The organism is Pseudomonas carassii, from assembly GCF_036324045.1.
Lineage (GTDB): Bacteria > Pseudomonadota > Gammaproteobacteria > Pseudomonadales > Pseudomonadaceae > Aquipseudomonas > Aquipseudomonas peradeniyensis.
Map to the genome: position 1 here is coordinate 1 of NZ_JAZDCT010000054.1, position 23,367 is coordinate 23,367.

At 63.7% G+C, this 23,367-nt stretch carries 9 protein-coding genes and 1 pseudogene; 8 read left to right on the top strand and 2 right to left on the bottom strand.

Annotation, left to right across the window (positions count from 1 at the left end; all coding sequences use genetic code 11):
• Positions 1–43: 43 nt before the first annotated feature.
• Together V0R62_RS25425 and V0R62_RS25430 are read left to right on the top strand one after the other, a co-directional pair.
• Positions 44–11,956, top strand: a pseudogene (locus V0R62_RS25425) (immunoglobulin-like domain-containing protein); the annotation flags it as partial.
• A 162-nt stretch (positions 11,957–12,118) separates the two neighbouring features.
• Positions 12,119–12,460, top strand: coding sequence for a tryptophan synthase subunit beta (locus V0R62_RS25430; protein WP_186716325.1), 342 nt, complete (start codon positions 12,119–12,121; stop codon positions 12,458–12,460).
• 59 nt (positions 12,461–12,519) lie between these two features.
• On the opposite strand, the gene lapD is transcribed toward V0R62_RS25430, so the two are convergent.
• Positions 12,520–14,466, bottom strand: coding sequence for a cyclic di-GMP receptor LapD (lapD, locus tag V0R62_RS25435; protein ID WP_186734127.1), 1,947 nt, complete (start codon positions 14,464–14,466; stop codon positions 12,520–12,522).
• 10 nt (positions 14,467–14,476) lie between these two features.
• Positions 14,477–15,178, bottom strand: coding sequence for a cysteine protease LapG (gene lapG, locus V0R62_RS25440; protein ID WP_186716315.1), 702 nt, complete (start codon positions 15,176–15,178; stop codon positions 14,477–14,479).
• Positions 15,179–15,449: 271 nt separating this feature from the next.
• On the opposite strand from lapG, the gene V0R62_RS25445 reads away from it, so the two are divergent.
• The 6 genes from V0R62_RS25445 (at position 15,450) to V0R62_RS25470 (ending at position 23,032) form a co-directional block, all read left to right on the top strand.
• The gene (locus V0R62_RS25445) at positions 15,450–16,142 is read left to right on the top strand and encodes a GntR family transcriptional regulator (RefSeq protein ID WP_186734125.1); all 693 of its coding nucleotides are present in this window, start codon (positions 15,450–15,452) and stop codon (positions 16,140–16,142) included.
• A gap of 78 nt (positions 16,143–16,220) precedes the next feature.
• Positions 16,221–16,787, top strand: a complete 567-nt coding sequence (locus tag V0R62_RS25450; protein WP_186734124.1) for a hypothetical protein — start codon at positions 16,221–16,223, stop codon at positions 16,785–16,787.
• A gap of 601 nt (positions 16,788–17,388) precedes the next feature.
• Positions 17,389–18,165 carry a DUF3050 domain-containing protein gene (locus tag V0R62_RS25455; RefSeq protein ID WP_186734123.1) on the top strand — a complete coding sequence of 259 codons (777 nt, stop codon included), beginning with the start codon at positions 17,389–17,391 and terminating at the stop codon, positions 18,163–18,165.
• A complete protein-coding gene (locus V0R62_RS25460) occupies positions 18,162–19,091 on the top strand; it encodes a diiron oxygenase (RefSeq protein ID WP_186734122.1) in 930 nt (309 codons plus the stop codon). The genes V0R62_RS25455 and V0R62_RS25460 overlap by 4 nt, the downstream gene beginning before the upstream one ends.
• Positions 19,092–19,101: 10 nt before the next feature.
• Positions 19,102–22,533: an amino acid adenylation domain-containing protein gene (locus V0R62_RS25465; RefSeq protein WP_330105665.1), complete on the top strand. Its 3,432-nt coding sequence runs from the start codon at positions 19,102–19,104 to the stop codon at positions 22,531–22,533.
• A gap of 31 nt (positions 22,534–22,564) precedes the next feature.
• Positions 22,565–23,032 (top strand): SRPBCC family protein, encoded by a 468-nt coding sequence (locus V0R62_RS25470; protein ID WP_330105666.1) that lies wholly within the window; start codon positions 22,565–22,567, stop codon positions 23,030–23,032.
• The last annotated feature ends 335 nt before the right edge of the window (positions 23,033–23,367 follow it).

The window sequence follows — 23,367 nt, forward strand, 5'->3', positions numbered from 1 at the left end:
CTTCGAGAAGCTCACGCTGGGTGACAACACTGTCACTACTACCGTGACCGATGAGCCGGGTACTGGCACCCCAGGTACTGACAACCAGGGTGATAAGGTCACCGTTACCATCGTCGGCAAAGGCGATGTCACCGAAGACCAGCAACCAGCCTTCACCGTCAAGGTCAGCCAGAAACTGGACCACGACCTGACCGTGACCCTGTCGAACGGCGACAAAGTTGTCATTCCAGCCGGTCAGACCGAAGCCGAGTACAAAGCCAAGGCCCAGGGCGACGACGTCTTCAAGGATGGCGACACCCTGACCGTCGGCATCACCGATGCCGCCGTCGATGGCAAGGCCTTCGAAAACCTGGAACTGGGCGGCAACGCCTCGGTCCAGATCACCGACACCGTCAGCGAGGTCGTTGCGACCCTGACTGCGGATAAGACCACGGTCACTGAAGGCGGCCAGATCACCTATACCGTGACGCTGACCAATGCCCAAGGTCTGCCGGTCAATGGCCACAATGGCCTGACCTTCACCCTGACCGATGGCACCAAGGTGACGATCCCCGCGGGCAGTGCCAGCGGCACCTTCACCATCACCGCGCCGGACGACGTATTCGTCGGCGGCCAGCCGAGCATCGTCAACAAAATCGAATCGGTTGCTGGTGGCGACAACTTCGAGAAGCTGACCCTCGGCGACAACACAGTCACCACGAGCGTGACCGACGAACCGGGCACTGGCACTCCAGGCACCGACAACCAGGGCGACAAAGTTACCGTCACCATCGTTGGCAAAGGCGATGTCACCGAAGACCAACAGCCGGCCTTCACCGTCAAGGTCAGCCAGAAACTCGACCACGACCTGACCGTGACCCTGTCGAACGGCGACAAGGTCGTCATTCCAGCCGGTCAGACCGAGGCCGAGTACAAGGCCAAGGCTCAGGGCGATGACGTCTTCAAGGACGGTGATACCCTGACCGTCGGCATCACCGATGCCGCCGTCGATGGCAAGTCCTTCGAAAACCTGGAGCTGGGCGGCAACGCCTCGGTGCAGATCACCGACACCATCAGTGAAGTGGTTGCGACCCTCACCGCCGACAAGACCACCGTCACCGAAGGCGGCCAGATCACCTACACCGTGACCCTGACCAACGCCCAGGGTCTGCCGGTCAACGGCCACAATGGCCTGACCTTCACTCTGACCGACGGCACCAAGGTCACCGTTCCAGCCGGCAGCGCCAGCGGCACCTTCACCATCACCGCCCCGAGCGATGTATTCGTCGGCGGCCAGCCCTCTATCGTGAACAAGCTTGAAGGTGTCAGCGGCGCGGACAACTTCGAGAAGCTGACCCTCGGCAAGGAAACACTCACCACCACCGTCACTGATGACCCGGATACCGGCAACAAGGTATCCGTCACCATCGTCAGCAACGGCGATGTCACCGAGGACCTGCAACCGTCCTTTACCGTCAAGGTCAACCAGAAGCTGGACCAGGATCTCACCATCACCCTGAGCAATGGCGCCAAGGTGGTGATTCCGGCTGGCCAGACCCAGGTCGAGTACAAGGCGGATGCCCAGGGCGACGACGTCTTCAAGGATGGCAGCTCGCTGACCGTCGGCATCACTGATGCAGTCGTTGATGGCAAGACCTTCGAGAATCTGGAACTGGGCGGCAACGCCACCGTGCAGATCACCGATACCGTCAGTGAGGTCGTCGCGACCCTGACCGCCGACAAGACCACCGTCACCGAAGGCGGCCAGATCACCTACACCGTGACGCTGACCAACGCCCAGGGGCTGCCGGTCAACGGCCATAACGGCCTGACCTTCACCCTGACCGATGGCACCAAGGTCACCATTCCGGCCGGTAGCGCCAGCGGTACCTTCACCATCACCGCTCCAGACGACGTGTTCGTTGGTGGTCAACCGACCATCACCAACAAGCTGGAAGGTGTCACCGGCGCCGACAACTTCGAAAAACTGACCCTGGGTCAGGACGAAGTGAAGACCTCCGTCACTGACGAACCGGGCACTGGCACTCCAGGTACCGACAACCAGGGCGATAAGGTCACCGTCACCATCGTCGGCAAAGGTGATGTGACCGAAGACCAGCAACCGGCCTTCACCGTCAAGGTCAGCCAGAAACTCAACCACGACCTGACCGTGACCCTGTCGAACGGCGACAAGGTGGTCATCCCCGCTGGTCAGACCGAAGCCGAGTACAAGGCCAAGGCTCAAGGTGATGACGTCTTCAAAGACGGCGGTACCTTGACCGTTGGCATCACCGACGCTGCCGTCGATGGCAAGGCCTTCGAGAATCTGGAGCTGGGCGGCAACGCTTCGGTCCAAATCACCGACTCCGTCAGCGAAGTCGTCGCGACCCTCACCGCCGACAAGACCACTGTGTCCGAAGGTGGCCAGATCACCTACACCGTGACGCTGACCAACGCCCAGGGGCTGCCGGTCAACGGCCATAACGGCCTGACCTTCACCCTGACCGATGGCACCAAGGTCACCATTCCGGCCGGCAGTGCCAGCGGCACCTTCACCATCACCGCCCCTGACGACGTGTTCGTCGGCGGCCAGCCTTCGATCGTCAACAAGATCGAATCGGTTGCCGGTGGCGACAACTTCGAGAAATTGACTCTGGGTGACAACACTGTCACCACGACCGTGACCGACGAGCCGGGCACCGGTACTCCAGGCACCGACAACCAGGGTGACAAGGTCACCGTCACCATCGTCGGCAAGGGCGATGTCACCGAAGACCAGCAGCCGGCCTTCACCGTCAAGGTCAGCCAGAAGCTCGACCATGACCTGACTGTCACTCTGTCCAATGGCGACAAGGTCGTAATTCCGGCCGGCCAGACCGAGGCTGAGTACAAGGCCAAGGCCCAGGGCGACGACGTCTTCAAGGACGGCGACACCCTGACCGTCGGCATCACCGATGCCGCCGTTGATGGCAAGACCTTCGAGAATCTGGAACTGGGCGGCAACGCCTCGGTGCAGATCACCGACACCATCAGTGAAGTCGTGGCCACCCTGTCCGCCGACAAGACCACCGTCACCGAAGGCGGCCAGATCACCTACACCGTCAGCCTGACCAACGCTCAGGGTCTGCCGGTGAATGGCCATAACGGCCTGACCTTCACCCTCACCGACGGCACCAAGGTCACCATTCCGGCCGGCAGTGCCAGCGGCACCTTCACCATCACCGCCCCTGACGACGTATTCGTCGGCGGCCAGCCTTCGATCGTCAACAAGATCGAAGGCGTCAGCGGCGCGGACAACTTCGAGAAGCTCACGCTGGGTGACAACACCGTCACCACGAGTGTGACTGACGAGCCTGGCACCGGTACTCCAGGTACCGACAACCAGGGCGACAAGGTCACCGTCACCATCGTCGGCAAAGGCGATGTCACCGAAGACCAGCAGCCGGCCTTCACCGTCAAGGTCAGCCAGAAGCTGGACCACGACCTGACCGTCACCCTGTCCAACGGTGACAAGGTGGTCATCCCAGCCGGCCAGACCGAAGCCGAGTACAAGGCCAAGGCCCAAGGCGATGACGTCTTCAAGGACGGCGATACCCTGACCGTCGGCATCACCGATGCCGCCGTTGACGGCAAGTCCTTCGAGAACCTGGAGCTGGGCGGCAACGCCTCGGTTCAGATCACCGACACCGTCAGTGAAGTGGTCGCGACCCTGACTGCCGACAAGACCACCGTCACCGAAGGCGGCCAGATCACCTACACCGTGACCCTGACCAACGCCCAGGGTCTGCCGGTCAACGGCCACAATGGTCTGACCTTCACCCTGACCGATGGCACCAAGGTCACCATTCCGGCCGGCAGCGCCAGCGGTACCTTCACCATTACCGCCCCTGACGACGTATTCGTCGGCGGCCAGCCTTCGATCGTCAACAAGATCGAGAGTGTCAGTGGTGCGGACAACTTCGAGAAGCTCACACTGGGTGACAACACCGTCACCACGAGTGTGACTGACGAGCCGGGTACCGGCACTCCAGGTACCGACAACCAGGGCGACAAGGTCACCGTCACCATCGTCGGCAAGGGCGATGTCACCGAAGACCAGCAACCTGCATTTACCGTCAAGGTCAGCCAGAAACTCGACCACGACCTGACCGTGACCCTGTCGAACGGCGACAAAGTCGTTATTCCGGCCGGTCAGACCGAAGCCGAGTACAAAGCGAAAGCCCAAGGTGATGACGTCTTCAAGGATGGCGACACCCTGACCGTCGGCATCACCGATGCCGCCGTCGATGGCAAGGCCTTCGAGAATCTGGAACTGGGTGGCAATGCCTCGGTGCAGATCACCGACACCGTCAGCGAGGTGGTCGCCACCCTCACCGCAGACAAGACCACCGTCACCGAAGGCGGCCAGATCACCTACACCGTGACCCTGACCAACGCCCAGGGCCTGCCGGTCAATGGCCACAACGGCCTGACCTTTACCCTCAGCGACGGCACCAAGGTCACCATCCCGGCCGGCAGCGCCAGCGGTACCGCCATCATCACGGCGCCTGACGACGTCTTCGTCGGCGGCCAGCCTTCGATCGTCAACAAGATCGAGGGTGTCAGTGGCGCGGACAACTTTGAGAAGCTCACACTGGGCGACAACACCGTCACCACGAGCGTGACCGATGAGCCGGGTACCGGCACCCCAGGCACTGACAACCAGGGCGACAAGGTCTCCGTTACCATCGTCGGCAACGGCAACGTCACCGAAGACCAGCAGCCGTCGTTCACCGTCAAGGTCAGCCAGAAACTTGGCCAGGACCTGACCGTCACCCTGAGCAATGGCGACAAGGTGGTGATCCCGGCCGGTCAGACCCAGGTCGAATACAAAGCCGCAGCTCAGGGCGACGACGTGTTCAAGGATGGCAGCTCGCTGACCGTCGGCATCACCGATGCCGCAGTCACCGGCAAGACCTTCGAGAACCTCGAGCTGGGTGGCAACGCCACCGTGCAGATCACCGACACCATCAGTGAAGTGGTCGCCACCCTGTCCGCCGACAAGACCACCGTGTCCGAAGGCGGCCAGATCACCTACACCGTGACCCTGACCAACGCCCAAGGCCTGTCGGTCACCGGCCACAACGGCCTGACCTTTACCCTCAGCGACGGCACCAAGGTCACCATCCCGGCCGGCAGCGCCAGCGGTACCGCCATCATCACGGCGCCTGACGACGTCTTCGTCGGCGGCCAGGCTACCATCAGCAACAAGATCACCGGCGTCACCGGTGCCGACAACTTCGAGAAACTGACCCTGGGTCAGAACGAAGTGCAGACTTCCGTGACCGACGAGCCGGGCACCGGAACTCCAGGCACCGACAACCAGGGCGACAAGGTGTCCGTCACCATCGTCGGCAACGGCAACGTCACCGAAGACCAGCAGCCGTCGTTCACCGTCAAGGTCAGCCAGAAGCTTGGCTACGACCTGACCGTCACCCTGTCCAACGGCGACAAGGTGGTGATCCCGGCAGGTCAGACCCAGACCGAGTACAAAGCCGCCGCACAGGGCGACGACGTGTTCAAGGACGGCAGCTCGCTGACCGTCGGTATCACCGATGCCACGGTTCCGGGCCATACCTTCGAGAACCTCGAGCTGGGTGGCAACGCCACCGTGCAAATCACCGACACCATCAGTGAAGTCGTGGCCACCTTGTCCGCCGACAAGGCCACCGTTTCCGAGGGCGGCCAGATCACCTACACCGTGACCCTGAGCAACGCCCAGGGTCTGTCGGTCACCGGCCACAACGGCCTGACCTTCACCCTGACCGATGGCACCAAGGTCACCATTCCGGCGGGCAGCGCCACCGGAACCTTCACCATCAATGCTCCAGACGATGTATTCGTCGGTGGTCAGCCGACCATCAGCAACAAGATCACTGGCGTCACCGGCGCAGACAACTTCGAGAAACTGACCCTGGGTCAGAACGAAGTGAAGACTACCGTCACCGACGAACCAGGTTCGGGTACCCCGGGCACCGGCAACCAGGGCGACAAGGTCTCGGTCACCATCGTCGGCAACGGCAACGTCACCGAAGACCAGCAGCCGTCGTTCACCGTCAAGGTCAGCCAGAAGCTCGACCAGGACCTGACCGTGACCCTGAGCAACGGTGCCAAGGTAATCATTCCGGCCGGCCAGACCCAGGTCGAATACAAGGCCGCCGCCCAAGGCGACGACGTATTCAAGGATGGCAGCTCGCTGACCGTCGGCATCACCGATGCCACGGTCACCGGCAAGACCTTCGAGAATCTGGAACTGGGCGGCAACGCCACCGTGCAGATCAGCGACACCATCAGTGAAGTCGTGGCCACCTTGTCCGCCGACAAGACCACCGTCACCGAAGGCGGCCAGGTCACCTACACCGTGACCCTGACCAACGCCCAGGGCTTGTCGGTCACCGGTCATAACGGCCTGACCTTCACCCTCTCCGACGGCACCAAGGTCACCATCCCGGCCGGCAGCGCCACTGGCACCGCCACCATCAACGCGCCGGACGATGTGTTCGTCGGCGGCCAGGCCACCATCAGCAACAAGATCACCGGCGTCACCGGTGCCGACAACTTCGAGAAACTGACCCTGGGTCAGAATGAAGTGAAGACCTCGGTCACTGACGAACCGGGCTCGGGCACCCCAGGCACCGACAACCAGGGCGACAAGGTCTCGGTCACCATCGTCGGCAACGGCGATGTCAACGAAGCCCAGCAGCCGTCGTTCACCGTCAAGGTCAGTCAGAAGCTCGACCAGGACCTCACCGTCACCCTGAGCAATGGCGCCAAGGTAGTGATCCCGGCCGGCCAGACCCAGGTCGAGTACAAGGCGCCGGTCCAGGGCGATGACGTGTTCAAGGACGGCGGCCCACTCACCGTCGGCATCACCGATGCCAGCGTGGTCGGCAAGACCTTCGAGAACCTCGAGCTCGGCGGTTCGGCCACCGTGCAGATCACCGACACCATCAGCGAAGTGGTCGCGACCCTGTCCGCCGACAAGACCACGGTTGCCGAGGGTGGCCAGTTCACCTACACCGTGACCCTGACCAACGCCCAGGGCCTGTCGGTCACCGGCCACAACGGCCTGACCTTCACCCTGTCCGACGGCACCAAGGTCACCATCCCGGCCGGCAGCGCCACCGGCACCGTGACCATCACCGCCAAGGACGACGTGTTCGTCGGCGGCCAGCCGAGCATCGTCAACAAGATCGAGTCCGTCACCGGTGGCGGCAACTTCGAGAAGCTGACCCTCGGCAGCAACACACTGACCACCACGGTGACCGACGAACCAGGTTCGGGCACCCCAGGCACCGGCAACCAGGGCGACAAGGTCTCGGTCACCATCGTCGGCAACGGCGATGTCAACGAAGCCCAGCAGCCATCGTTCACCGTCAAGGTCAGCCAGAAGCTCGACCAGGACCTGACCGTCACCCTGAGCAACGGCGCCAAGGTAATCATTCCGGCCGGCCAGACCCAGGTCGAGTACAAGGCCGCCGCCCAAGGCGACGACGTGTTCAAGGACGGCAGCTCGCTGACCGTCGGCATCACCGACGCCACGGTCACCGGCAAGACCTTCGAGAACCTCGAGCTCGGCGGCAACGCTACCGTGCAGATCACCGACACCATCAGTGAAGTCGTGGCCACCTTGTCCGCCGACAAGACCACCGTTTCCGAGGGCGGCCAGATCACCTACACCGTGACCCTGACCAACGCCCAGGGCCTGTCGGTCACCGGCCACAACGGCCTGACCTTCACCCTGACCGACGGCACCAAGGTCACCATTCCGGCGGGCAGCGCCAGCGGCACCTTCACCATTACCGCTGCGGACGATGTATTCGTCGGCGGTCAGCCGACCATCAGCAACAAGATCACCGGCGTCACCGGCGGCGACAACTTCGAGAAACTGACCCTGGGTCAGAACGAAGTGAAGACTACCGTGACCGACGAGCCAGGTTCGGGCACCCCGGGCACCGGCAACCAGGGCGACAAGGTCTCGGTCACCATCGTCGGCAACGGCAACGTCACCGAAGACCAGCAGCCGTCGTTCACCGTCAAGGTCAGCCAGAAGCTCGACCAGGACCTGACCGTGACCCTGAGCAACGGTGCCAAGGTAATCATTCCGGCTGGCCAGACCCAGGTCGAGTACAAGGCCGCAGCCCAAGGCGATGATGTGTTCAAGGACGGCAGCTCGCTGACCGTCGGCATCACCGATGCCACGGTCACCGGCAAGACCTTCGAGAACCTCGAACTGGGTGGCAACGCCACCGTGCAGATCAGCGACACCATCAGTGAAGTGGTCGCCACCCTGTCCGCCGACAAGACCACCGTCACCGAAGGCGGCCAGGTCACTTACACCGTGACCCTGACCAATGCCCAGGGCCTGTCGGTCACCGGCCACAATGGCCTGACCTTCACCCTGACCGATGGCACCAAGGTCAGCATCCCGGCCGGCAGCGCCAGCGGCACCTTCACCATCACCGCCAAGGACGACCCGTACCTCGGTGGCCAACCGAACATCGTCAACAAGATCGAATCGGTCGCCGGCGGCGACAACTTCGAGAAGCTGACCCTGGGCAGCAACACCGTCACCACCAGCGTCACCGACGAGCCGAGCGGACAGGGCGACCTGACCACCGTCGGCATCAGCGGCGACACCTCGGTGACCGAAGGCGATACCGCCCACTACAACCTGACCTTGAGCAACCCGTCGAAGTCCGAGGTGACCATCACCCTGACCTACAGCGGCACCGCCACCGACGGCCAGGACTTCACCGGTGTGGTCACCGTGAAGATCCCGGCAGGCAGCAGCGGCACCACCTTCGACATCAAGACCATCGACGACAAGCTGGTCGAGGGTTCGGAGAACTTCACGGTCAAGATCACCGGCGCCACCGGCGGCGGCTTCGAGAACCTGCAGGTCGACGCCGGCAAGTCCAGCGTCACCACCACCATCATCGACAACGACCATGCGCCGGTGTCGACCGGTGGCGCCGTGACCGGCAGCGAAGACACCGACTACGTGTTCAAGTGGGGCGACTTCAACGTCAGCGACGCCGATGGCAACACCGGCCTGTCGGTGACCATCAGCAAGCTGCCGGACCTGGGCAGCCTGAAGTTCTTCAACGGCACCTCGTGGGTCGATGTGTCGCTGAACCAGAACATCAGCCAGGCCGACATCGCCGCCGGCAAGCTCAAGTTCGTGCCGTTGGCCAACCAGTCGGGCGTCGACGGCTATGGCGGCAGCGGCGTGGGCAACAAGCAGGCCGACTACGCGCAGATCAAGTACAAGCCCAACGACGGCACCAACGCCGGTAGCGAAGTGACCATGAAGGTCGATATCGCGCCTGTGGCCGACAAGCCTGACCTGAACATCGGCAACAACAACGTCAACTCCATCGGCCTGCTCAAGGAAACCTGGAACAGCCTCACCGGCCTGGGTAGCGGCGGCAACGGCATCACCGGCGATGCGCTGAAGAACGTCTTCGCCAACTCCGGCAATGCCAGCAAGAGCGAGACCGTCACTGGCGTCGACACGGTCGCCACCGTGTCGCCTGGCACGGGCTCGAAGACCTCCGGCCTGATCTACCTGGAAGCCGGCAAGACCTATGCGTTCAGCGGCACGGCCGACGACAGCCTGCAGATCGTCGTCGGTGGCAAGAACGTCGCCAGCGGTACCTGGGGCTCGGGCAGCGGCGCCATCTCCGGCAGCTTCACCCCGACCACCAGCGGCTACTACACCCTGGAGATCTACAACGCCAACCAGGCCGGCCCCGGCAGCCTGGACGTCAACATCAAGGTGGGTAGCGGCGCGGTCACCGACCTCAACAGCTCGAACATCCCGATGTACCCGAGCGTCAAGGACCTGACCAACGCCGGCGTGACCGTCGGCGACCTGCACGGCAGCAACAACCAAGGCTACTATGACGGCTACAAGCTCAACGAAGGCAGCGAGAACGGCGCCCCGGTCAAGCTGGTGGGCATCAGCACCAACCTGACCGACACCGATGGCTCCGAGTCCCTGAGCGTCAAGCTCAGCGGCATCCCGGCAGGCTCGGTGCTGGCTGACAACGCCGGCCACACCATCACCGTCGGCAAGGACGCGGTGGACGTCACCGGCTGGAACCTGGGCGGCCTGACCATCAAGCCACCGGCCTACTACCAGGGCCAGTTCGACGTGAAGGTCAGCTCGACCTCCACCGAGAGCGTCGGTGGCAGCACCGCGACCAGCGAAGGCACCATCAAGGTCACGGTCTACCCGCAGTCCTACACCACCAGCAACCTGTCCTCGGACAGCGACAACATCACCGGCACCGACGGCAACGATGTGGTGGTGGCCGACGTCACCGGCCTGCACGTGGTACCGGGCCAGGACTACAACCTCGCCTTCATCGTCGACACCTCGGGCAGCATGGGCTCGTCCGGCGTGGATGCGGCGAAGAAGTCCCTGGAATCGGTGTTCAAGACCCTGGCCGCCAGCGTCAAGGGCGACCAGTCGGGTACCGTGAACATCCTGCTGGTGGACTTCGCCACCCAGGTCAAGAGCAGCGTTGCGGTGACCCTGAACGATGCCGGCCTGCAAACCTTGCTCAATGCCCTGAACACGCTCAATGCCAACGGCGGCACCAACTACGAGGATGCCTTCAAGACCACCGCCAACTGGTTCCAGTCTCTCAAGGCCGCAGGGAATACCGGCAGCAACCAGACCTTCTTCATTACCGATGGCCAGCCGACCTACTACCAGGCCAACGAGCAAGGCAACCCAAACCTGGGCACTAGCGGTAACAGCTTCGACAGCTACCTGGCCTCCATCAATTACAAGGCTGGCATGACGGTCAGCAAGTACCTGGACAACACGAACTACATCACCATCGGGAGCGACGGAGCGCTGACCGTACAGACCTATAGCCGGGGAAGCTGGAGCACAACGCTATCGGGTGACATTCGCGCCGACGGTATTGGTGGCTATGAACTGTCGACACGCGGAGGAAGTGGGTCCAGCACAAGCACCACCACCACGAACAACTCGCAGGACAGCTTCAAGCTGCTCTCGGGCCTGTCCGAGGTCGAGGCCATCGGCCTCAACAATGGTGTCAATACCAACGACCTGAAACCGTACGACACCGACGGCAAGCCGCAGACCAACATCGACCCGAGCAAGCTGGCCGAGGCCATCCTCGGCCATACCGAAGTCACCCAGCCGGGCAACGACACGGTCAACGGCGGCGACGGCAACGACATCATCTTCGGCGACCTGATGGTCTTCGACGGTGTTGCCGGCACTGGCGTCGAGGCGATCCGCGGCTATGTCGCCGACAAGCTGGGCGTCGACGCGGGCAGCGTGGACGCACGGGCGATGCACAAGTACATCACCGAGAACTACGCCGAGTTCGATGTCTCGCGCAGCAACGACGGCGCCGATACCCTGCTGGGCGGCAACGGCAACGACATCATCTTCGGCCAGGGTGGCAACGACTACATCGACGGCGGCAAGGGCAACGACATCCTGCTCGGTGGCACCGGCAACGACACCCTGCTCGGCGGCGAAGGCAACGACATCCTGTTCGGCGGTGCCGGCAATGACATCCTCATCGGCGGCAAGGGTGACGACATCATGACCGGTGGCAGCGGCGCCGACACCTTCGTGTGGAAGGCCGGCGACCTGGGCAAGGACGTGATCAAGGACTTCAAGGCCAGCGAAGGTGACCGCCTCGACCTGAGCGACCTGCTCCAGGGCGAGAAGGCCAGCACCATCGACAACTTCCTGAAGATCACCACGGTCAATGGCGAGTCGACCCTGCAGGTCAGCACCGAAGGCAAGCTCAACGCCGCCGGTGGCCTGGCCAACGCCGACGTGACCATCAAGCTCGAGGGCGTGAACTGGTCCAACACCACGATCAACTCGTTGATCAGCGGTGCCGACCCGACCATCAAGATCGACAACTCCAACAGCTGATCCCTCACCCCCGACCTCGGCCCGCAAGGGCCGGCGTCGGGGGCGCGGGCTTTTCCAGCCATCCCTTCACGCGCATACTCGTGCACCGGGCTTACATGCCCGGTGAACTTTGCCTATGCTGCTGACTACCAAGAAGGATTCATCGTGACGAGGGACGCCGCCATGTTCTACGTGCAACGCGACGCTGACGGCCGTTTGCTGCGGGTGGAGGCCGCCGGATTTGACGGGTTTACCGACATCCTCCCGGCCGACCATGCCGAGATTCAGGAATGGTTCGCCGACGACGTGGTGGAGAACAGCCTCAAGCAGCTCAAGCAGAGCGACCTGGACATGATCCGGGTACTGGAGGACCTGATCGAGGTACTGACCGCCAAGGGCGTGTTCAGCATCACCGACCTGCCGCCCGGCGCCCAGGCCAAGCTGCTCAGTCGCGCCAGCGCACGTGAGGCGCTAGGCGGCCTGAACAACCTGATCGAGGAAGATGAGAACGGCGGGTTGATCTGATCACGCGGCCATTGTTTGCGCCTGTGGGAGCGGGTTCACCCGTTCCCACAGGGTTCCACTCAACGCCAGGGTGCCGGCCCACCTACCAGTTGCCCTTGAATCCCCTGCACGCCCATCTCCCGTAGTACCTTCAGCTCCCCTTCGGTCTCTACCCGCTCGGCGATCAACGGCAGGTCGATGCTGTGCGCCGCACGCTGGATGGCCTCGATGAACAGCCGCTTGTGCCGCTCCTGGTCGATATTGCGGATATAGCCACCGTCGATCTTCAGGTAGGCCAGGCCCAGGTGGGCGAGGTTGCCGATCATGCTGAAGCGCCCGCCGAAGCGCTGCAGCGCCAGGCTGAAGCCCAGGGCGCGCAGGCGCCGGGTCAGCTGTTCCAGCACCGATTGCTCGGGCAACTGCTCCTCGCCGATCTCGAAGGTCAACCGTCGTCCCAGCGCGCCATGCTGCCCCAGCAGCTCGTAGACCCGCTGCAGCGCCTTGGGGTCGGCCAGGGTCGCGGCCGACAGGTTCAGCGCCAGCGCCTCGCCATGCCCCTGCAAGTGCCTGAGTACCTTCTCCAGCACCAGCAGGTCCAGCCGCGCCATCCAGCCGAAGCGCTCCAGCCACGGCAGGAAGCGGCCGGCCGCCAGGGCTTCGCCCTGCTCGTCGTGCAGGCGCGAGATGACCTTGTAGTGCAGCACCCGTTCTGGCGCCCTGGCATCCACGACGGGCTGGAAGAACAGCTCGAACTGCCCCTTGTCCAACGCCTGGTCCAAGCGCGTGTGCCAGGCATGGTGGCTATCGGCGGCCTGGCCCGCGGCGCCCTGCTCCAGGCACACCCAGCCCGGCGCGGGCTGGCTCTCGGCACGGGCCAGGGCCTCGTCGGCAAGCTTGAGCAGCGCTTGCGGGGCATCCCCGGGGCTGTAGGGCGCCAGGCCAATGCAGGCCACTGGGTCGACATCACTGGCGCCGGTCTCGTGCAGGCTATGCAAGGTGGTCTCCAGGGCCTGGGCCAACTGGATCGCCTCGTCATGCACCATGCCCGGCGCCAGCACCGCGAACTCGCCGCCACGGCTGCGGGTGATCAGGTCGTTGGTCTCGGGGAAGTTCGCGCAGGTGCGGCGCAACTGCTCGCCCACCGCCTGCAGCAACTGGTCGGTGCGCTGGCCACCCAGGCGCGCGTTCAGGCCCGCCAGGTCCTGGACCCGCAGCAACAGCAGGTAGCCAGCACGGGCCTCCTCCAGATTGCTGACCCGGGCGTTGAGCTGCATTTCGAAGTATCGACGGTTGGCCAGCCCGGTAAGGCTGTCCTGGTACGACTCGGCACGCAGCTTCTCGCTGCGCTCGGCCTGCTCGGTGAACAGCGCCTTGAGTTTCTCGACCATCTGGTTCATTGCCTGCACCACCCGACGCAGTTCGGGCGTGCGCGGCAACTCCGGCAGACTGAGAAACTCGCGGCGGGCAATGGCATGAGACTGCGCCACCATGTAGTCGAGCGGCCGCAGCTGACGACGCAGCAGCAGCGCCCCAAGCACCGCGCTCGCCGCGCCGCACAGCAACAGCCAGCCCAGGCTGCCCAGGGCGCTCTGCCAGAGCTTGGCCAGGGCGAACATCGGATGGCTGATCACCTCGACCCGCGCCGCCTGCTGCCAGCCGCGGCTGACGATGGCGTCGCCACCGGCCGGGTCCAGGCCGATCAGCTGGATGAACCAGCCCGGCACGCTCCCTGCGTCGGGCTCGGCATGGCGCTCGACCAGCACGGCATTGGAGTCCAGGTCGATGACCTTGATGCTCGAATAGTAGCCACTGTCGAAGATCGAGCTGACCATCAGCTCGACCATCGCCGGGTCGTCGATGTTCGGTGTCAGCGACAGCGCCAGCGCGGTCGCCGCATCCTGGGCATGGGAGCGCAGCTGGTTGACGTACTGGCTGCGCGAGCTCTCCAGGCTGACCATGAAGCTGCCACTGAAGGCGACCACCAGGAACAGGCAAATGGCTAGCAGCAATTGTTTGAACAGTGACATCTGTGCTCCTTCAGTAAACCGGTTCGGCCGGGAACCCTTCGGCCTGCATTTTCTTCAGCAAGTCCTGCCACCGTGACAGGCGCTTGGTGTCGCCGACCTTCTTGTTGCCGCCAGCGCCGGTCAGCCACAGGCCTTCACCATTGAAGGCATACACCGGCAGCAGGTCGGTGCGCTGGCTGGCCGGCTTGATCGCGTCCATCAGGCTGTCGAGCACCAGAGGCTGGGCCTGTGGGCTTGAATAATAGGTCAGGACCATGTGCGCACGGTTCTGGCGCAAGGCCTTGACGTAGGTTATGCGCAGCTTTTCCGCCGGGATGCCCATGCGCCGCAGGCTGAAGTACTTGGCGATGGCATAGTCCTCGCAGTCGCCCGCGCCCTTGATCAGCGACTGCACCGGCGTGGCCCAGTAGTCGACCTCGTGCCACAGGTCGATGTCCTCGACGTAGCGCAACTGCTTGTTGAAGAACAGGTTGACCACCTGCAACTGCTCCAGCTCGCTGCCCTGCTTCTGCGCCGTCAACAGGTTCTGCCAGGCATCGATGCGCCCCTGCCCCGGCCCCAGCGGGCCATACAATGCCTGCGCACGGCGGCTGATCTGCGAGAAGTCCCAATCCGCCTGGGTAGCGCCCAGCCACAGGCAGCCGAGCAGCACGGCAAGGCCGAGCCGGCGTGCGGTCGCATTGAGAGGCCAAGGTATCGCCACTGCGGACACCTGTTCAGATCAGTCGAAAGCAGCGATGGTGCGGGCTGGCGCGGCAAAAGACAATGGCACCGGGTGCCCGTGCTGCCAACTGTCGGCAAACCCGCTTCGTACAAGGGCTGGCGACCTTGGCCATCTTCCCAATGCCGGCAACTTGCTTCACGATAGCCGCGTTTCGTGAGTGCGCCATGGCGCGCACGCTTGATCAATCCGTTTGACAAGCGCCCCCTTCCCTCACTAGGGTTATTGGATCCAATTTTCATGTTGCCGAGGCGAACCCCGCGTGGCTGAGAAACCCAAACTCCTGAGCACCGTGCTGGGCAGCGAGCAGGTACCGCCGCACCTGGCCCGCGGTGTCATCGAAGAGCGCCTGCGCAGTGCCATCCTCGACGGCCGCCTGCCACCGGGCACCGCCGTGCGCCAGCAGGAGCTGGCGACCCTGTTCGGCGTCAGCCGCATGCCAGTGCGCGAGGCGCTGCGTCAGCTCGAGGCGCAGTCCCTGCTCCAGGTGGTAATGCACAAAGGCGCCGTGGTGGCGCCACTGATCGGCGAGGATGCCGTCGACACCTACGCTCTGCGCGTGCTGCTCGAGACCGAGGCGCTGCGCCAGTCGATCCCCTTGCTCGATGCCGACGACATCGCCCTGGCCAGGGCGTATATCCGCCAGCTCGAAAGCGAGACCCGCCACGCCGAAATCGGCCGGCTTAACCGACTGTTTCACATGGCCCTCTACAGCAAGGCGCAGAACCAGAAACTGCTGCGCATGATCGAGATCGAGCTCAACGAGGAGGAGCGCTTCCTGCGCTTCCACCTGTCCTCGATGGGGCTGGGCAAGCTCACCCAGGACGACCACATCGCCCTGGTCGACGCCGCCAGCGACAAGCTGGTAGACGAAGCCATCGAGCTCCTGGAAGAGCACCTGAACCATGCCGCGCGCACCATCAGGAGCTACCTCGACAGGCAATCGGGCAACTGATCCTGCTCAACCGCGCAGCCGACCTCAGCGACCGCGTCGCTGCGCAGACACGATCCGCCACAAGGAACGGCAGTGCACGTGCAGACGCGACAGGAAACCACGCCCGACCAGCCGTCCAGGATCCGCCTGATCTGCCTGGCCAGCACCCGGCAGCAACTTGCCCAGTACCGCACCTGGGCCAGGACCCTCAGCGACCCCATCGAACTGGTCGCGGTCGATGTTCCGAGCATTGCCGACCTGGAACAGTCCGCCGCGCTGCCCGTGACCGGGCGCCTGACCCAGGCCCTGCGCGAACAGCTTCAGCCCTATCTCGTACAGCCCCACGCCCTGTTCGCCCAGGGGCTGGGCGCGCACATCGCGCTGGCCCTGATCCAGCAGGTGCAAGAGGCTTGTCCGGGGCAGACCCGTCACTTGTTTGTTTCAAGCTGTGACAGCCCGCAGTTCAGTACCAGCAACCTTCCATTGCATGTACCGATGACTGTGCTTTACCCGCCAGGCTCCCTGGCGGCGATGCTCGGCTGGCACAACCTGGTGCGTCGGGAGCTTGAGCTGATCGAGTTGCCGCTGCCATCGGTCGATGCCTCGATGCTCAACCAGCGTCTGGTACGCATCTTCAACAGCCACCTCGGGCTGCTCAGCTACTGACCCTTCCCCTGCCCTCCTGGCGCTGAGCAAGCGGATTTTTCCTCTGGCCTGCCTGCTGCCGGCCATGGCAGTGCCAGCATTTTGAGCACACTCTACTCCCCGCAGCGGCCGCTGATCATCAGACGTGGACCTGGCCGCCTGCCTCCTCATTCACCTGCAGAAGGAATCTGGCACCGGGGCAAGGACCGCACGCGATCAGCCGCCCTCCAATAGTCACTCTCCCATCTCCGTTCATCAGTGCTCCGAGTGAGGCATTCACTCTGTGTCTATTTTTCTGATCGTTATTTATCGGAAGGAGCACATATTGCCAAAATAAAACTTACCCAAAGTTTTATTCGGGCACTTATATTTCAAGAAAAGTCTGAGCATAAAATAATCAAAAAAACAATTGCGGCAAACTTTGAAGTTGTTCTAACTTTTATAGCGCCAGCCAAGGGCGGCCAGGCATCACCGTGGATGCCTTGCCAGACAAGCCCTGCCGGCCTCTACCCGTTGTTCGATGTCGAAATTTCATTCGAGGCACCCCTTCGCCTGGAATTTATATAACGAACAATGTGCAGAGCAACTCCATCCCTGAATGCCATCCATAATGGACCTCATCATGAGCACATTGAAGCGCACACTTTCCGACAAGAAACATGAACTTTCCCTGCACCCACTCTTTTCCGAGATCGACTCGCTGCAGACATTGCGTCGATTCATGGAAACCCATGTTTTCGCAGTCTGGGACTTCATGTCGCTGACCAAGCGCCTGCAGCAGGAGCTGACCTGCGTCAGCCTGCCCTGGCTACCACCGACGGATCCGGCTGCGGCACGCCTGATCAACGAGATCGTATTGGGCGAAGAATCGGATGACCGCCTCGACCACGGCCACTACAGCCACTTCGAACTGTACCTTGATGCCATGCGCGAGGTCGGTGCCAGCACCCAGGCCATCGATCGCTTCATCAGCCTGCAACAGCAAGGCACCACGGCCATCGATGCCCTGCAACGCTGCGGTGCCAGTGAAGCCGCCCAGCAATTCGTCCGCGACACCCTCGAGGTGGCCCTCGACGCACCGGCCCACCGGGTTGCGGCCGCCTTCCTGCACGGCCGGGAAAGCGTGATCCCGGCGATGTTCCAGCAGATCCTCGACGAGTGGGGCATCGGCACCGAGCAGGCGCCGACCTTCCGTTACTACCTGCAACGCCACATCGAGGTGGACTCCGAGGACCACGGGCCTGCCGCCGAACAGTTACTGGCTCGCCTGGTCGATCACGACCCGCTGCGCCAGGAAGACGTCTACGTGGCCGCCATCGCCGCGGTGGACAGTCGCATGGCGCTGTGGGACCGCCTGCGAGCCTCGCTGCAGACGCCTGTCGCCGAGGTCACCCCATGAATGCCCTCGAGTACCGCTCCTTTGCCGAAGCCTGGGAGGCTCGGGCGACCATCCGCACCCGACCCCGGCGCCTGGTGGAGGATGACCAGCGACTGATCTACCCCCTGAGCCGCCAGCCCCTGGTGCTCGGCGCGACGTTCCAGCGCGAGTGTCCGCAGCTGCGTGATTTCGTGCTGGTGCAAAGCCTCTACAAGTTCATCAACGATGTGGTGATCTTCGAGACCGAGATCGTCGACCGCACCGCCCGGCGCATCGCCAAGGACCGCTTTGCCGTGCGCTTCCCGTTCGCCTGCCGCTACGACGCGATGACCGTGGTGGTGGACGAGGACTATCACGCCCTGGTGGCAATGGACTTCCTGCAGCAGACCATCGCCCTGACCGGCATCGAGCCGATCGCCCTGCCCCAGGAGATCGAACTCAGCCGCGCCATCCCGGCCGTGCTGGACCAGGTGCCCGAGGGCCTGCGCGATGCGCTGGAGCTGATCTGCGTGGGCATCGCCGAGAACACCCTGACCGACGATGTCGCGGCCTTTGCCAAGGACGACTCGGTCAAGCCCTCGGTGAAGGGACTGATGGCCGATCACCTGCTGGACGAAGGCCGTCATTCCAGCTTCTGGGCGCGGCTGACGCGCATCTACTGGCACACCGCGCCGCAAGCGGATCGACAGGCGATCGCCAAGGTACTGCCGCTGTTCCTGCGCCAGTACCTGACCAGCGACATCCAGCAGGCTTTCGACTGCGCCCTGATCGCCGCCTTGCCGGTGAACGAAACGGTGCGCCAGGCCCTGCGCGAGGAAGCACAAGGCCTGGCCTACCCGATCAATCACCAGCATCCGTTGCTGGGCAACATCCTGCGTTTCTTCCGCAGCAGCTCGATGCTCGAGTCGCCCTGCGTGCAAGACGCCCTGCGCGACTACCTGCCCTGAGGACCTGGACATGAGACGCCTCGACATACTCCTGGTGGGCAACAGCCCCACCCTGGAGGCATTCGCCCGCCTGCTCCACGAGCACGGCCATGGCTCGACCACCGCCGACAGCGCGCAGACCTTGTGCCAGCAGCTGTCGGCCCGGCCGGACCTGGTGGTGGAAGATGGCAGCCTGGCCCTGGGCAGCAGCGACTGGCAGCCCCTGGGTGACACGCCGCTGCTCAGGCTGCGCCTGGGCGCCAGCTTCGCCGAGCCCCTGCCGCAACTCGAAGCCCTGTGCTGGTGCGGCAGTGCCAGCGCCCAGCGGCTGATCCAGCGAGCTGCGATCCAAGCGCCAAGCTCCGGCAACGGCCAGCAGTTGCGTGAAGACACCCTGCAGGCCTTGTGTGATCAACTGGCCCTGCAGGTCACCCGCTTTGCCCGCAATCCTGCATATTTGCAGGAAGCCCCCGCAGTAAGCCCCGGCGACCAGGAGCGCGAGCATGGCCTGGACTGGCTGGAAGCACTGGCCTACCGCCACCCGTTCAACCGCACGCTGCGCGCCGACCTGCTGGAGAAGGCCGAAACGGGCCTGGTCGAAACACTGGAGCACAGCCTGCGCCTGCATGCCGAATGCTCCGCCCTGAACCACGCTGGCCAGCGCTCAAGCTATCGCCAGTTGCATGCCCGCACCGTCGCCATCCAGCAGGCCCTGGCGCCGTTACTGCCCGAGTCCGGTGAACAGCCGCCGGTGGTCGCCGTGTGCATGGACAAGACGCCCGACCTTTATGCCAGCCTGCTGGCGGTACTGGGCTGTGCAGCCATCTACCTGCCGCTGGACCCGGCCACTCCGGCCGAACGACGCCAGTCGATCCTTGAGGATGCCGGTGCCTGCGTCGTGCTGCATGACGGGCATGTGCCTGTGGATATCCCCCATGTGGATGTACGCAGCCTCGCAACGACACCGGGCATGGCGTTGCCTGGCCTGGCGCTGCGCCAGGCCCACGCCGAGCAGGCCTGCGTGGCGATCTACACCTCCGGCACCACCGGCCAGCCCAAGGGCGTGCTGCTCAGCCAGCGCAACCTGGCGCACTTCATGGCCTGGTACCGCGAGCATGTGGCCTTGGACGGACACAGCCGAGTACTACAGTTCTCTACCATCGGCTTCGATGCCTCGCTGCTGGACATCCTGCCGACCTTCGCCTGCGGTGCCGAACTGGTGTTGCCCAGCGAAGACCAGCGCCGTGATCCGCAGCAACTGGTACAACTTATCCACAGCCAGGAAGTCAGCCACGCGTTCCTGCCACCGGCCCTGCTGAGCATCCTGCCACGCGATCTCCACCTCGGCCTGCGCCACCTGATCACCGGCGGCGACGTCTGTGAGCCGGAGGTCATCGCCCGCCTGGCCGGTCAGTGCCGGATGCACAACATCTACGGGCCGACGGAAACCACCGTGCTGGCCACCACCCGGGTGTTCGCCAGCGGCGACAGCAACCGCAACCTGGGCCTGCCGATCGCCAACACCCAGGTGCTGATACTCGACCAGGCACTGCAACCGGTAGCGGAGCAGACCCCGGGCGAGCTGTATATCGCCGGGCCCGGTGTCGGCCTGGGGTATCTGAACAAGCCGGAATTGACCGCTGAACGCTTCGTCGAGTTGAACCTTCCCGCCGGCCGCACGCTGCGTGCCTATCGCACCGGCGACATCGGCAAGTGGACCGCGCAGGGTATCGAGCTGTGCGGGCGGCGTGACAACCAGGTGAAGATCCGAGGCTTTCGGGTCGAGCCCGAGGAGATCGAGCACTGCCTGCGCGACAGCCACCTGTTCGCCCAGGTAGCGGTGGTGATCGACGCACAGCGCCGGATCCTGGCCTTCCTCGCCTATCCGCAGCGGGCCGATGCACAAGCCTTGCTGCGCGATCATGCCGAACGGCACCTGCCCGACTATATGCGCCCGATGTTCTACCAGGTGCTGGAGCACATGCCCTATACGGCCAACGGCAAGGTAGACCGCCGAGCGTTGTCGGCGCGGCCACTGACCCTGCCAACGAACGCGCGCATCGCGCCGGCAACCGAGACCGAAAAGCGCCTGCTGCAGCTGTGGAGCGAATTGCTGGAGCTGCCGCCAGCCGACATCTCCATGGACGACAGCTTCTTCAACCTGGGCGGGCACTCGATCCTGCTGTCGCGCCTGTTGCTGGAGATCCGGGAACACTTCGGCCAGGGTGTGGCGATCAACCGTTTCATCGAGCAGCCGACCCTGCAGCGCCTGGGCGCGCTGCTCGACGGCAACGATGACGCGCTGCAGACCTCCCTGGCGCGCCTGGAGCAGGACGCCAACCGCGATCTCGGCCTGCAGGTGCTGCCGATGGAGCGTCTGGGCGATGTGCACAAGGTCATCGTCACCGGGGCCAACAGCTTCCTTGGCGTGCACCTGGTCGAAGCCCTGCTGGAATGGGGCGCCACCGAAGTCGCCTGCCTGGTACGCCGCGCCGGTGGGCAGTCCGCCGAGGAGCGCTTCGCCCAGTCCCTGCGGGACAACCATATTGCCCTGGACCTGAGCCGCGTACGGGTGTTCGAGGCGGACCTGCGCAAGCCGCTGCTGGGCTTGTCCCAGGCCGATTACGACGACCTGGACAACAATTATGGCGCCCTGCTGCACAACGCCGCGCAGGTCAACCATGTACTCGACTACGAGGTGCTGGCCGCCGACAACATCGAGCCGTTGTTCGAGTGCCTGCGGCTGTGCGAAGGCCGGCGCAAGAAGATCTTCAACTTCGTCTCGACCCTGTCTGCGTGCAGCGCGGTGGACAACGACGGTCGCGTGCTGGAAAGCGATCCAGCCAGTACCCCGCCGATCTACATCCGCAATGGCTACAACCTGAGCAAATGGGTCGGCGAGCGCATCCTCAGCCGTGCCCGCGAGCAGGGCGTGTGGGTCAACCTGTTCCGCCCCGGCAACATCACCTTCGACAGCCGCACGGGCGCCTGCCAGCCACAGCGCAACCGGCTGATGCTGATGCTCAAGGGTTCGCTGCAACTGGGCCAGGTGCCGGAGCTGGAGATCGACTTCGACCTCATGCCGGTGGACTTCCTGTCCCGTTTCATCGCCTTCCATAGCAGCCGCCACCAGGCTGGCCAATGCGTGTTCAACCTGCACAACCCCGAACCGCTGCGCTGGCGTGACTACCTGGCGTCGTTCCATGCACAGGGCCACGCCTTCGAGCTGGTCAGCGTCGAGCAGTGGCAGCGCCAGTTGGCCCGGGTCGACCGTGACAACGCGCTGTACGACGTCCTGGGCTTCTACCTGGACGGCTTCGAGGAAGACATAGGCGACATCTCCGGCATCGCCCACGACAACGCCCGTGCCGGCGTGCAGCGCATGGGTGCCCGTTACCCGAGCAAGGACCCGGCGCTGCTCAGCCGCGGCTGCCGCTACCTGGCCGACATCGGCTTTATCTGATCTCTTTTATCCACAACAGGAGCAACATCCCATGCAAGCACTCAAACCCGACACCCTGATCCGCAACCCGCAAGGCTGCCTGGTGGTTGCCAGCGTCGAGATCGCCGCCCCGGCCGCCAGCGTGTGGAACATCGTCGGCAACTTCGCCGGTTTCCCGGTGTTCATCCCTGCACTGGCGCATATCGAGATGACCGGCAGTGGCGTGCGCTCGGTGCGCAAGAAGCTGTTCAAGGATGGCAACGTGGTGATCGAGCAGTTGAACAGCCGTGACGAGCAGGCCATGCACATGACCTGGAGCCTGATCTACACCAGCCTGAATATCGGCAACCTGTGGGCTGCCATGCAAGTGCAGGTGATCGATGCCAACCGCAGCCGTGCGACCTGGACCATCCAGGCCGAGCCCTGGGAGGGTGGTCCAGAGGCCCTGCCGGGCTTCCAGGCGTTCCTGCAGGGCTTTGCCGATGAGGCAATGGGCAATGTGCGTAATCTGCTGAGCTGATATCACTGGCAGGGGCGTATGCCCCGATAGCAAAAAGGCCGCTCCCAACTGGGAGCGGCCTTTTTTTGTCTTGGATGTCAGGGGTCGGGGGATAGCCCTTCAGGCTGTGCTGTTGCACGGCAAAAAGAGATCTCTGTAGGAGCGGCTTTAGCCGCGATGCAAGCAACTCGGTGTCTGGCACCCGCTTCGCGGGTGATCGCGGCTGAAGCCGCTCCTACAGGGGGCCGTGCTGTGCCTGGGAATGCTGTTCCCTTCACGACAGCCCAGGGAGCTCGCGCATTGATACCCTGAAAAGACAAAGCCCCCGACCGCATCGCGATCAGGGGCTTTGGAAT